This is a genomic window from Sanguibacter sp. Z6_81 (genome assembly GCF_057180625.1).
In genome coordinates, this window is sequence record NZ_JBXUFV010000005.1 from 44596 (window position 1) to 57224 (window position 12629).

Sequence of the window (12629 nt, forward strand, 5' to 3'; positions counted from 1 at the left end):
TGAGGGCGCCGGGCCTGTGGACAGACGCCGCTCGTCCACAGACCCCGTGCCGTCCCCCCTCCCCGGAGCCACCGGCGACCGAGGATCGGGCGCGTGCCCCACCCCACGACCGGATCCGGCGGTCCCCGCAGCGCGCCCGGCGGTCCCCGCAGCGCGCCCGACCCTGCGGCCGGTGTCCCGGTGACGATCCACCCCGGCCAGGACGTCCACCTGCTGCAGGGGCGTCCCCTGGCAGCACTGCGTCCCGCGCTGGCCCGGTGCACCGGGAGACCGGAGCTCGCGACGGCTGCCCTCTACGTCGATGACGTGCGGCTCGACGAGGAGCACGTCGTCGGGCAACCACCGCTCGTCGCGGGCGCGACGCTGCGCGGCGTCGCGTGCCCGGCCGACCGGGTCGGTGCTGCTCTCGCGGCCGATGCCCACGTCGCCGTCCTCACCGGTTCTCGTACCGGGGAGCTCCGGGCCGTCAGTGAGCAGGAGGCGGCCGTCGGCGGCCTCGTGGTCCGCGCACGCCGCCACCGGGACGGCCGGACGTCGGTACGCGTCCGCGCCGCCTCCGGGTACCGCCTCGTACGGTCGCGACGCCGGGCCGCCGGGACGCCCCACCGCGTCCGGCGCTGGCACCGCTGGCGTGAGGGGGCCCGCGTCCAGGTCGTCGGTCCGCACGGGGTGCGCACGGCGCTCGAGCTCCGCCCGCGCCCCGACCCCGCGCGGGTCTCGCTCGCCGCGCTGCTCGCGGAGCACGCCGCACCGGAGGCGTCGACGGGTGCGACGGCACGCGACACCGCGGTGGGCGGGACGACGACCATCGTGACGGCGATCCTGCCGGGCGTGACCGGGATCGTCCTCGCGGTCGTGCTGCGCAATCCCCTGTTCCTCGTCATGGCCGTCATGGGCCCGCTCATGGTCCTCGCGCCCCTGGTCGTCCGACGCGTCGCGCACCGACGCCAGGTGCCGGGCATGCTGCGACGTTCGCCGTCCGCCCCCCTCGCCCGGGCGGGTGGCACGCCCTCACCGGGGGCGAGCACAGCGCCCCACCCCGCGGACCTGCTCACGGGCGTCGCGCTCGCTGCTCGCGCCCGGTCGACCGGACACCCTGGGCTGCGGGGCTCCCCCCACGCACCCCCGGGTCGGCACGGGCTGGACATACCGGCTCCCGCCCGGGACCTGGCGGACGACTGCGTCTGGATCGGTGGGACACGGGCCTGCACCCTCGCGCTCGCAGGCCGGATGGTCGTGACGCTGCACGCCACGGGTCGCGCCCACGACATCCACGTCGTCGTCGCGGCCGACCGGACGGACGACTGGACATGGGCACGGTGGTTGCCGGGCTCCCGGGGCCGGCTCACGCATGCACCGCTGCCAGCGCCGGACAGGTCACCGGCCCGCCGGACGGTGCTCGTCGTGGACGCGCCGGTGTCGCCCGACCTCGCCGCCCGCCTCGGCGCCTGGCACGCGGCGCACGGCGAACGGGCCGCGCTCCTCGTCGTCGCCGAGCCTGGCGACCCCGTCCCCTCCTGGTGCCCGTCCCGCGCCGTCGTCGGCGAGCACGGCACGGTCCTGACCGGGCCCGACGGAGTACCGAGACGCTCGGCCTTCGACGGAGTGTCCCCTCGCTGGCTCGACACGTACGCGCGCCGGGTCGGCGACGTCGTGCGCCGCGGCCGGTGGACGCACGTCGCACCGACGCGCGAGGGCTCAGCGTCGACTCCCGGCGCGGTGACCGAGGACGGCCACCCGTCCCTGCCCGACACCGTCGCCCTGGCGGACACTCCGTCCGCAGCGGAACCCGGCGCCGCCTGGCGTGCCCCGCGACAGGGCGGGCTGCGCACGACGATCGGGACCGGGGCCAGCGGACCGGTGACCATCGACCTCGTCGACGACGGACCGCACGCGCTCGTCGCGGGAACGACGGGCGCCGGCAAGTCGGAGCTCCTCCAGACCCTCGTCCTCGGCCTCGCGCTCGGCCACCCGCCCGACGAGCTGGCGATCGCGCTCGTCGACTACAAGGGCGGCGCCAGCTTCGGTGCGTGCGCCGCACTCCCCCACGTCGTCGGCCAGGTGACCGACCTCGACCCCGGTGCGGCCGGGCGCGCGCTCACGGGCCTGCGGGCAGAGCTCCGCCGACGCGAGCACCTCTTTCGCGCCGTCGGCGCGACCGACCTCGAGGAGTACCGAGGCCGGTCCGCGAGCGCTCGGACGGAGAACCTCCCCCGGCTGCTCATCGTCGTCGACGAGTTCCGCGCCATGGCCGACGACCAGCCGGACTTCATCCCCGGCCTGGTCCGCATCGCTGCCCAGGGACGGTCCCTGGGCATCCACCTCGTCCTGGCGACGCAGCGCCCGAGCGGCGCGATCACGGCGGACATGCGGGCGAACATCTCCCTGCGGGTCGCGCTGCGCGTCGCGGACGAGTCCGACTCCACAGACGTCGTCGGCATGCCGGGCGCGGCCCACATACCCGCTGGCCTGCCCGGGCGGGCATACCTGCGGCGGGGGCTCGACACGCCTGAGCTGGTGCAGACCGCCTACGCGGCAGGTCCGCCGTCCGGGACTCTCCCCGGTGCCTGGCCCGCGCCCGGCTGGCTCGCCCCGCCGACGGCCGCGTGGCGCGCCGCGACCGCTGGTGGGAGCGGAGCCGGTGCGGAGAAGCTCGGCACCGTCGCCGCCCTCGTCGCGGCGATCGGCGCCGCGGCGCGGGAGGCCGGCGCACCACGACCCCGGGTCCCGTGGACGCCCGCGCTCCCGGACGACCTGCGGCTGTCCGACGTCCCGGTAACCCCAGCGGGCTCCGGAGCCGCGACCACGCTGACGCTCGGGCTCGTCGACGAGCCTGAGCGGCAGCGCCAGCGGGCGTTGACGTGGAACTGCGCGTCGGGTCACCTGCTCGTGCTCGGCCGAGCCGGCACGGGCCGGAGCACAGCCCTGCGGACGGTCGCGCGTGCCGGGGTCGCAGCCGGGATGACCGTGCACCTCGTGGGTACGTCCGCGCTGCACGAGGGCCGGACGGCGGGCACGGACGGCGTGGGGACGATCGTCGGGCCCGGGGATCCCCGCAGGATCGCGCGGCTGCTCTCCGTCCTGGCGGGCGCTGCGGGGCAGCACCTCGTCGTCGTGGACGGGCTCGAGGAGGTCCAGCGGAGCCTCGGCGCCCTGCTGCGCGGTGCGGGTGCCGACGTGCTCGTGTCCGCACTCCGTCAGGGCGCAGCGCGGACGGCGTTCGCCGTCGCGGCGAGCGCGGCGCCCCCCTCGGGCGTGTCGGCTCTCCTCACGCACCGCGTTCTCCTGTCCGGGCGGGACAAGCACGACGACCTCTTCCTCGGGATCCCGAGCGCTCTCGCTGGCCGGGGTGGGGTCCCGGGGCGCGGGGTGCTGCTCTCCGGAACGTTCCCTCCTGCCGCGTGCCAGGTGGCACGGGAGGACCCGTCGTCCCGGCCGGGCCCGGACGCAGCCCGTGGCGACCCCCGTAACCTGATGCGCAACGACAGGCCGGTCCGCGCCGCCCCTCGGTCACCGACGACGATCCTGCCCGTGCCTCGCGACGTCCCACCGGACGCCGTGCTCGCCCACCCGGCGAAGATCGTCGTGGGACTCGGCGGGGACGGTGCGCAGGCGTCGGGGCCACCCCGCGACCGCGACGTGCTCGTCTGCGGTCCGCACGGCTCGGGTCGGACCACCGCGATCCGCCACATCGCCACGGACGCCCACCAGCGTGGCACCCTCGTGGCCGTCGCCACGCGCGACCCAGCGCTCGCTGCGACGGTTGACGCCTGGGCGGGCGTGCACCTCCTCCCGCGCTTCTCCGCCACCACCGTCCCCGCCTTCGTCGAGGCGGTGTGCGGCGCAGCCCAGGGTCGCCAGCGGCACCGCTCGGGACTCGTGGTCGTCGTCGACGACCTTGACGTGCTCGGTCAGCTGCACCCCGTCGCTGTCGAGACGTTGCGCGCACGCCTGACCGACCTCGACGTGCGGCTCGTCGCATCGGCGACGACGACCGCGGCCTCGTCAGCGTTCCGCGGTCCGCTCGCGGACCTGCGGGCCGGGCGCTGCGGGATCCTGCTGCAGCCTGGCTCACCCGGCAGCGCGGAGATCTTCGGCACGGAGCTCGGATGGCTCGTGGAACCGGACGTGCGCGCCCCGGGACGAGGCGTGCTCGTCGTGGGACGCGACGCGGAGCTCATCCAGGTGGCACGGGCCGCGCACGGCTGACGGAGCTGCGACGCGGCCCCGTCAGTCCTCGTCGAAGGGTCGCGCGTCACGTCCGATGAACCGGGCGACCCCGGGGGTGAGCAGCCCGACGAGCGTGAGACCAGCGAGGACAGCGATGGCGACGGCCGCGACCGTCTGCTCAGCGCCGAAGAGGGTGTACGCCACGAGGAGCGCCAGAAGCTGGACGGTCACGGCGGGACCACGCACCCACGCACGTCCCGAGCCGAGCGCCCCGGCGCACACGAGCAGGAACCACGCGGCCGCGCCGGTGCACAGCGCCAGGACAGCCGTGACGGCCACGTCGCTCGCCTCCGTGTCCAGGAGGCTCAGCAGACCGAGGGCGGTGATCACGACCAGCGCGAGGGCCTCGGCGCCGAGGCCGACGCTCGTGAACGACACGACGGGAGGACGGGGCGCGGCGAGCCACCGGCGCACAGCGGCACCCCGTGACGACGCCGACGGGTCGGAGGGCACGTCGTTAGGCATAGTGGTCTCGACCATAACCGACGTCGGCCGCGGAGGAGGACAATAACCGCGGCGCGGGAAGGTGATCGTCAGCGACAGCGATGCTCCTGCGGGACGCGCAGGACAACCGCTAAGATATTTCCGCCAGATTCCGCGGCCCGCGGCACGTGCCCGGCCGCGACGGCGACGGCGATGCACCTGACGGCTACGTCACAATGTGACGAACACCTCACGGGTCACTCGGAGGAAACCTCCTGGTAACCCTTGTGCCCCCCGTCGTTGGGGTGTGAACTGGTTACCAGCAGTCACACCTGCCCCACCCGTTCGGGTCACCCACCTTTTTTCTCGGTGACCCTCCCCTGCCTAGGAGATGACATGGACTGGCGTCACCGCGCAGCATGCCTCGACGAAGACCCCGAGCTGTTCTTCCCCATCGGCAACACCGGTCCTGCCATCCTGCAGATCGACGAGGCCAAGGCGATCTGCCGACGCTGCCCCGTGGTCGACACGTGCCTCAAGTGGGCGATCGAGTCCGGCCAGGACGCTGGCGTCTGGGGCGGACTGTCCGAGGACGAGCGCCGCGCGCTCAAGCGCCGCACAGCACGCGCCCGCCGGGCCAACTGAGCTCCTGCCACCCGTGCGGGGTGGCTGCACGACGACGCAAGGCCCGGTCCCACGGACCGGGCCTTGCGTCGTCGTGGCATGCAGCTCCGGTCGCCGGAGGCCTCAGCCCGCGACCCCCCGCAGGACCATCGACACAGACACCACGGTGCCGCCCGACTCCCCCGGTCCCCACTCGATCGATCCCTGCAGCTCGTTCGTCACGAGCGTCCGGACGATCTGGGTCCCGAGGCCACCCGCGGGCCCGTGGCCGTCGGGCAGGCCCACCCCGTCGTCGGTCACCGTCACGTGCAGCGCCGTACCGTCGCGCTGGGCACGGATCTCGACGGTGCCACCACCCGCCTCGCTCAGGCCGTGCTCGACAGCGTTCGTCACGAGCTCGGTGAGGACGAGGGCGAGCGCCGTCGCGTCCTGAGCAGGGACCATCCCGAACGACCCGCTCGCCACCGTCCGGACGCTCACCCCGGCCGCCGCCACGTCCGCTGCCAACCGCAACGCACGTCCCACCATGTCGTCGAACTCGACCTCCTCGTCGAGCGTCTGCGACAGGCTGTCGTGGACGAGCGCGATCGTCGCGACCCGACGCATCGCCTCTTCGAGCGCCTCCTTGGCCTCCGGTACCGTCATCCGACGTGCTTGCAGGCGCAGGAGCGCCGCGACGGTCTGCAGGTTGTTCTTCACACGGTGGTGGATCTCGCGGATCGTCGCGTCCTTGGTGATGAGCTCGCGCTCGCGCCGCCGGAGCTCGGAGACGTCGCGGCACAGGAGCACGGCACCGATCCGTTGACCACGGTCGGTGAGCGGGACAGCGCGGGCGGACAGGCAGACCCCGCGCGACTCGATCTCGGTCCGCCACGGCGCCCGTCCCATGACGACGAGCGGCATGGACTCGTCGACGGGCATCTTGTGCTCGATGAGTTCCGCCGTCACCTCGATGAGGGACTCGCCGACGAGGGCACCGATCACCCCGAGGCGGTGGAAGCAGCTCAGGGCGTTCGGGCTCGCGTAGAGAACCTCGCCCTCGGAGTTCATGCGGATGAACCCGTCACCGACACGCGGCGCTCCCCGCCGGGGGCCGGTCGCGGAGTCGGGGTACGGGAAGTCGCCGCACGCCACCATCGCCATGAGGTCGTCCGCGGCCTCCACGTAGTTGAGCTCGAGCCGGCTCGGCGTCCGGCCGCTGCCGAGGTTCGTCTGACGCGCGACGACCGCGATCGTCCGTCCGCCGTGCGCGACCGGGACCGCTTCCTCGCGGACCGCATACGTCCCGAACCATCGGGGCTCGCGCGACTTCTGCGTGCGCTCCTCCACCATGGCCCGCTCGAGCTGCGGTCGCAGTCCTTCCGGCGCGAAGGTGCCGACGATGTCGTCGTAGTGGACCGTCGCGCCCGTGCTCGGGCGGCACTGCGACACCGCGATGAACCCACCGTCCGAGGTAGGCAGCCACAGGACGAGGTCCGCGAACGCCAGGTCGGAGATCACCTGCCAGTCCCCGACCAGCAGGTGGAGCCACTCGACGTCGGCAGGCGCGAGGCTGCCGTGCTTCATCACCAGATCACTCATCGTCGACACACGCGTGAGCCTACGCGCGCTCGACCCGGCACCGACGTTCGGTACGCTCCACGAGCGGATCCTTGGAGGAGAACCTGATGGACATGAGCATCGACGTGCACTTCCCGGTCGGTACGGACGAGGCGGTCCGGCTCGTCAACGACGCGGAGTTCATCCGGTTCACGGCCGAGCGCGCCGGTTCCCGCCTCCTGCAGCTGGACGTCACCGCCGGGCCGGACGGCAGCTACACGTCGGCCGTGCGACGGAGCCTGCCGAGCGACCAGATCCCCGCGCAGGTGCGGCCCTTCGTCGGCCGCGAGCTCGAGCTCCGCCACACGTCCGCGTGGGCGGAGCCGCGAGAAGGGCGCGATGGCAGCCGGTTCGGCACGGTCTCCCTCGAGATCACCGGGGCTCCGGTCCGGATGACCGGGTCCGTGCGGTGCTCCGCCGTGGACGGGGGCTGCGTCATGACGTACTCCGGTGACGTCCGGTCCTCGGTCCCCGTGTTCGGCGCTGCCGTCGAGGCAGCGGCGGCCGAGGCCGTCCGGCAGACCCTCGCCGACGAGCAGGACGCTGCGCTCGAATGGCTGCGGCGCAGCGGCCCGCGCGACTGACGAAGCACCGTCACCGCTCACCGCGGTAACAATTGCGCAACATCCGGCTCAGCCCAGTCGTTCTACCTGCGGAGATGCGTTTTCTGCAACGCTTGCAGGAATCCTCCTGAACGCCGCCCTTGACACGTGGGAGCGCTCCCCCTCAGGATCATGGCAACGCATGGGAGCGCTCCCAGAATGTCTTGGGCAGGCTGCACGTGCGAAACGAGCGGACTCGCTTCCGTGCCCGCTCGCGTTCTTCCCGGCCAGAACACCAGCGGCGTCGCCGCGAGCGTTGACAAAGGAGTCCTCGAAATGATCCGTACCACCCGTACGCGACGGCTGACAGCAGCCGTCGCTGGCGCTTCCCTCTTCACCCTGGCCCTCGCAGGGTGCTCCAGCGACGACGACAACGGCGGCGGCGACGACGGCGAGATCACCCTGACGATCTCGACGTTCAACGAGTTCGGCTACACGGACGAGATCCTCAAGGAGTACGAGGAAGCCAACCCCGGCATCAAGGTCGTCCACAACAAGGCCGCGACGACCGATGATGCCCGCACCAACCTCACGACGCGTATCGCCGGAGGCGGTTCCGGCCTGGCTGACATCGAAGCCATCGAGGTCGACTGGATGCCGGAGATGAGCGAGATCGCTGACGGCTTCGAGGACTTCTCGGGCGAGGTCGACGGACGCTACATGAAGCACACCGACGCGCAGGGCAAGACGGAGGACGGCAAGCACATCGGCCTGGGCACCGACACCGGCCCGCTCGCGGTCTGCTACCGCGCCGACCTCTTCGAGGCTGCCGGCCTGCCGACCGACCGTGAGGCGGTCGCAGAGCTGCTGGGCGGCGAGGACGCCACCTGGGACGACTACTTCGCGGCCGGAAAGACGTTCACAGCCGCCAGCGACGCTGCGTGGTTCGACTCCGTGGTCGCCGTGCACCAGGCCATGATCGGCCAGATCGGGGCACCGTACGAAGACCCGGAGACGGGCGAGCCGAAGCCGCTCGAGAACAACACCGAGATCAAGGCGATGTACGACTCGATCCTCGAGGTCGCGCCCGAGCTGTCAGCGGGCTACGAGCAGTGGGGCGACGACTGGAAGAACGGCTTCGCGAACAACGGCTTCGCGACGACGCTCTGCCCGCCGTGGTTCACCGGCTCCATCCAGACCGAGCTCGCTCCCACCATCGACGGCTGGGACATCGCTGACGTCTTCCCCGGCGGCGGTGGCAACTGGGGTGGGTCCTTCCTCACGGTCCCGTCCGGCGGCGAGAACGTCGAGGAGGCCCGCAAGCTGGCCCTGTGGCTGACGGCCCCCGAGCAGCAGACACGCCACTTCCAGGCCCACGGCAACTTCCCGAGCCAGGTCGACGCGTGGGAGGACCCGGCGGTCGCCGACTTCGTCAACACGTTCTTCAACGACGCGCCCGCTGGCGCGATCTTCGTCGAGCGCGCGAAGGCGGTCAACGACCTCGAGACCCCCTACAAGGGCCAGGCGTACTTCGCCATCAACTCGCTCGTCACCGACGCCCTGCTCCGCGTCGACGTCCTGGGCGAGCAGGACCCTGCCACTGCCTGGGACCAGGCCGTTGCCGGGTACGCGGACCTGGGCTTCAGCTCCTGAGATCAGGCCTCCTGAGCTCGTCCGCCTGAAGACCATGTAGCGGGCGCCGCCGGGATCACCTGATTCCCGACGGCGCCCGCTGCGTCACGCCATCGCCCACCGAGCGCCCCCGCGCATCTCCGAAGGAACCTCATGGCCGTCCTGTCCCCACCGAAGTCCTCTCGTGATGCGGACCGCACGCCTCGGCGCATCGCGTTCTCGCAGAACCGCGGCAAATGGGATGTCAAACTCTCCCCGTACCTCTACATCTCGCCCTTCTTCATCCTGTTCGCCATCACGGGGCTGTTCCCGCTGATCTACACCGCCTACGTGTCGGTGCACGAATGGAAGCTCCTGAGCGGACAGGGGGAGTTCGTCGGCTTCGACAACTACCTCGCGGTCTTCGACCAGCCGAACTTCTGGAAGGGCCTGCGCAACACCTTCTCGATCTTCCTGCTCTCCTCAGTACCCCAGGTCATCACAGCACTGCTGCTGGCCGCGCTCCTCAACGCCAACATCCGCGCCAGGACCTTCTGGCGTATGGCTGTGCTGCTGCCCTACGTCGTGGCTCCCGTGGCCGTCGGCCTCATCTTCGGCCGCCTGTTCGCCGAGGACTCCGGCGCCATCAACGCGCTGCTCGAGATCTTCGGCATCGGGCCCGTGAAGTGGCAGGCGCAGGCGTTCCCGAGCCACCTCGCGATCGCGTCGATGGTCAACTTCCGGTGGACCGGGTACAACACCCTCATCTTCCTCGCCGCCATGCAGGCGATCCCCTCAGAGCTCTACGAGGCCGCGATCATCGACGGCGCGGGCCGCGTACGGCAGTTCTTGTCCGTGACGGTCCCGCAGCTGCGCCCGACCATCATCTTCATCGTCATCACCGCCACGATCGGTGGGCTCCAGATCTTCGACGAGGCCCGTCTGTTCGACGTGAGCGGACAGGGCGGCGCGAACCGTCAGTACATGACGATCACGATGTACCTCTACGAGCTCGGCTGGGGCAACCAGAGGAGCTTCGGAAAGGCAGCCGCCGTCGCCTGGATCCTCTTCGTCATCATCATCGTCATCGGCATCATCAACTTCGCGATCAGCAGCAAGATCGCTTCATCAGGCAGCGCCCCGGCGAAGAAGCGCAAGGGCCTCTCGAGCAACCGGAGGACGCGATGAGCTCCATCCCCGTCATCGCCCAGACCGCTGGCAAGGGTGCCGCCCGCAGCGTCGCCAGACGCCGCAAGCTCCCGGGCGCCGGACCCAACCGCCGCCCGGGCTGGGTCACCTACGTGATCCTCACCGTCGTCGTCCTCATCTCCGCGTACCCGATCTACTACACGTTCCTCCTGGGGTCCTCGACCCAGGCCGAGATCTCCGTGCACCCGATCCCGGACGTCATACCGGGCGGGCACCTGCTGGAGAACTTCAGCCGGGTCTTCGACTCGAACCTTCCCTTGTGGAAGGGGTTCTTCAACTCGCTCATCATCTCGACGCTGCAGTCGCTCTCCGTCGTCCTGTTCTCCACGCTCGCGGGCTACTCGTTCGCCAAGCTCCGGTTCCGCGGTCGGCGGCCCCTGCTCGTCTTCGTCATCGCGACGATGGCGATCCCCACCCAGCTCGGCATCGTCCCGCTCTTCATCGTCATGTCGGAGATCGGCTGGTCCGGCAAGATCATCGCCGTCATCGTGCCCGGGATGGTCACCGCATTCGGCGTGTTCTGGATGACGCAGTACCTCGAGGGAGCACTCCCCTACGAGCTCATCGAGGCGGCCCGGGTCGACGGCGCGTCGATGATCCGCACCTTCTGGCACATCGCCCTGCCAGCGGCACGTCCCGCCGCAGCGATGCTCGCGCTCTTCACGTTCGTCGGGAGCTGGACGGCCTTCTTCTGGCCGTTCATCATCCTCAACGGGCAGAATCCGACCCTCCCGATGGTCGTCTCGCTGCTGCGCGGCGGGTTCCGGTCGGACTACTCGCTCATCATGGCCGCCGTCCTGCTGACGACCCTCCCGCTCATCCTGCTCTTCGTGCTTGCCGGCAAGCAGCTCGTCGCAGGAATCATGCAAGGAGCTGTCAAGGGATGAGTTCCGACAACGCACACGGATCCCTCGTCTTCCCCGACGGCTTCCTCTGGGGCGCGGCCACGGCCGCGTTCCAGATCGAGGGCGCCGGTCACGTCGACGGGCGGCGCGACTCCATCTGGGACACCTTCTGCAAGGTGCCCGGGGCGGTCCTCGACGGTCACGACGGGGAGGTCGCCTGCGACCACTACACCCGGTACGCGGACGACGTCGCCCTCATGCAGAGCCTCAACGTCGGCGCCTACCGCTTCTCGACCTCCTGGTCGAGGATCCGGCCGGACGGCGTCAGCGGGGCCGCCGGCATCAACCACACAGGTCTGGACTTCTACTCGCGGCTCGTGGACTCGCTGCTGGAGAAGGACATCCTTCCCTGGCTCACGCTGTACCACTGGGACCTCCCGCAGGCGCTCGAGGACAAGGGCGGGTGGACCAACCGGGACACCGCCTACCTCTTCCAGGAGTACGCAGCGACGGTCCACGACGCCCTGGGTGACCGGGTCGGCGTGTGGACGACGCTCAACGAGCCGTGGTGCTCGTCGTTCCTCAGCTACACGGCGGGCGCTCACGCGCCGGGGCGGCAGTCGCGGCCGGACGGCCTCGCTGCGGCGCACCACCTCATGCTCGGGCACGGTCTGGCGATCCAGGAGCTGCGCTCCCGCGACGCGGGCGCCGACCTCGGGATCACGCTGAACTTCACGGTCGCCGACCCGGTCGACGCCCAGAACCCGGACGACGTGGACGCGGCCCGCCGCATCGACGCGCAGTTCAACCGGGTGTTCACGGACCCCATCCTCACGGGCTCCTACCCGGCGGACCTCATCGAGGACCTGGACGCGCAGGGTCTTGCCGAGGGTTTCCTTGCGCTCGTCCAGGACGGTGACCTCGAGATCATCTCGTCTCCGATCGACGCGCTCGGCGTGAACTACTACCACGGGGAGGCGGTCAGCACGACACCCCCGTCGTCGTCGCTGCACGGAAGTGCGCCGGTCCCCCGCGCGACATCCTCGCCCTACCCGGCCGCCGACGGCGTCTACACCCACCCGCGCGGCCTGCCCGTCACGGACATGGACTGGGAGGTGCAGCCGGAGGGCCTCACCCGGCTGCTGCTGCGCCTGCAGGCTGACTACACGGGTCCCCGTGGTGTCCGCCTGTACGTGACGGAGAACGGATGCGCCTACGATGACGTCGCGGACGCGGACGGCTTCGTCGACGACCAGGACCGGCTCGAGTTCTACGACGTGCACCTGCGCGCGGTGCACGACGCCATCGACCAGGGAGCGGACGTCCGCGGGTACTTCGCCTGGTCCCTCCTGGACAACTTCGAGTGGGCGTGGGGTTACCACAAGCGTTTCGGTATCGTGCGGGTGGACTACGAGACGCAGGAGCGGATCGTCAAGGCGAGCGGCGCCTGGTACTCCCAGGTGGCGGCGAGCAACACGCTCGCAGCTCGCTCCGTCGTGTCCGGCTGACCTGCAACGCACATCGAGGGGGGACACCGGTGTCGCCC

At 71.1% G+C, this 12629-nt stretch carries 9 protein-coding genes; 7 read left to right on the plus strand and 2 right to left on the minus strand.

Annotated elements, in window-relative coordinates; all coding sequences use genetic code 11:
- Positions 1 to 93: 93 nt before the first annotated feature.
- Positions 94 to 4209 carry an FtsK/SpoIIIE domain-containing protein gene (locus tag AC2AXK_RS12890; protein ID WP_484345793.1) on the plus strand — a complete coding sequence of 1372 codons (4116 nt, stop codon included), beginning with the start codon at positions 94 to 96 and terminating at the stop codon, positions 4207 to 4209.
- A 21-nt stretch (positions 4210 to 4230) separates the two neighbouring features.
- On the opposite strand, the gene AC2AXK_RS12895 is transcribed toward AC2AXK_RS12890, so the two are convergent.
- A complete protein-coding gene (locus AC2AXK_RS12895) occupies positions 4231 to 4695 on the minus strand; it encodes a hypothetical protein (protein WP_484345794.1) in 465 nt (154 codons plus the stop codon).
- A 354-nt stretch (positions 4696 to 5049) separates the two neighbouring features.
- On the opposite strand from AC2AXK_RS12895, the gene AC2AXK_RS12900 reads away from it, so the two are divergent.
- The gene (locus AC2AXK_RS12900; protein ID WP_484345795.1) at positions 5050 to 5298 is read left to right on the plus strand and encodes a WhiB family transcriptional regulator; all 249 of its coding nucleotides are present in this window, start codon (positions 5050 to 5052) and stop codon (positions 5296 to 5298) included.
- Between the two features lie 102 nt (positions 5299 to 5400).
- Here the strand turns inward: AC2AXK_RS12900 and AC2AXK_RS12905 are convergent, their stop codons facing one another.
- Positions 5401 to 6858, minus strand: coding sequence for a sensor histidine kinase (locus AC2AXK_RS12905; protein ID WP_484345930.1), 1458 nt, complete (start codon positions 6856 to 6858; stop codon positions 5401 to 5403).
- An 86-nt stretch (positions 6859 to 6944) separates the two neighbouring features.
- Here AC2AXK_RS12905 and AC2AXK_RS12910 point away from each other — a divergent pair, with 86 nt between their 5' ends.
- From AC2AXK_RS12910 to AC2AXK_RS12930, 5 genes are all read left to right on the plus strand, one after another.
- A complete protein-coding gene (locus AC2AXK_RS12910) occupies positions 6945 to 7460 on the plus strand; it encodes a DUF2505 domain-containing protein (protein ID WP_484345796.1) in 516 nt (171 codons plus the stop codon).
- Between the two features lie 294 nt (positions 7461 to 7754).
- Positions 7755 to 9071, plus strand: coding sequence for an ABC transporter substrate-binding protein (locus AC2AXK_RS12915; protein ID WP_484345797.1), 1317 nt, complete (start codon positions 7755 to 7757; stop codon positions 9069 to 9071).
- A gap of 132 nt (positions 9072 to 9203) precedes the next feature.
- Positions 9204 to 10217 (plus strand): carbohydrate ABC transporter permease, encoded by a 1014-nt coding sequence (locus AC2AXK_RS12920; RefSeq protein WP_484345798.1) that lies wholly within the window; start codon positions 9204 to 9206, stop codon positions 10215 to 10217.
- Complete coding sequence (locus tag AC2AXK_RS12925) at positions 10214 to 11125, plus strand: carbohydrate ABC transporter permease (RefSeq protein WP_484345799.1); 912 nt, start codon at positions 10214 to 10216, stop codon at positions 11123 to 11125. The genes AC2AXK_RS12920 and AC2AXK_RS12925 overlap by 4 nt, the downstream gene beginning before the upstream one ends.
- Positions 11122 to 12591: a GH1 family beta-glucosidase gene (locus AC2AXK_RS12930; RefSeq protein ID WP_484345800.1), complete on the plus strand. Its 1470-nt coding sequence runs from the start codon at positions 11122 to 11124 to the stop codon at positions 12589 to 12591. Before AC2AXK_RS12925 ends, AC2AXK_RS12930 begins: the two co-directional genes overlap by 4 nt.
- Positions 12592 to 12629: the final 38 nt, after the last annotated feature.

What these genes read in the sequence shown, in the direction of transcription:
- AC2AXK_RS12895 (WP_484345794.1), bottom strand. Translation starts at nt 4,695, where the DNA reads ATGCCTAACGACGTGCCCTCCGACCCGTCGGCGTCGTCACGGGGTGCC.
- AC2AXK_RS12900 (WP_484345795.1), top strand. Translation starts at nt 5,050, where the DNA reads ATGGACTGGCGTCACCGCGCAGCATGCCTCGACGAAGACCCCGAGCTG.
- AC2AXK_RS12915 (WP_484345797.1), top strand. Translation starts at nt 7,755, where the DNA reads ATGATCCGTACCACCCGTACGCGACGGCTGACAGCAGCCGTCGCTGGC.
- AC2AXK_RS12920 (WP_484345798.1), top strand. Translation starts at nt 9,204, where the DNA reads ATGGCCGTCCTGTCCCCACCGAAGTCCTCTCGTGATGCGGACCGCACG.
- AC2AXK_RS12910 (WP_484345796.1), top strand. Translation starts at nt 6,945, where the DNA reads ATGGACATGAGCATCGACGTGCACTTCCCGGTCGGTACGGACGAGGCG.
- AC2AXK_RS12905 (WP_484345930.1), bottom strand. Translation starts at nt 6,858, where the DNA reads ATGAGTGATCTGGTGATGAAGCACGGCAGCCTCGCGCCTGCCGACGTC.
- AC2AXK_RS12925 (WP_484345799.1), top strand. Translation starts at nt 10,214, where the DNA reads ATGAGCTCCATCCCCGTCATCGCCCAGACCGCTGGCAAGGGTGCCGCC.
- AC2AXK_RS12930 (WP_484345800.1), top strand. Translation starts at nt 11,122, where the DNA reads ATGAGTTCCGACAACGCACACGGATCCCTCGTCTTCCCCGACGGCTTC.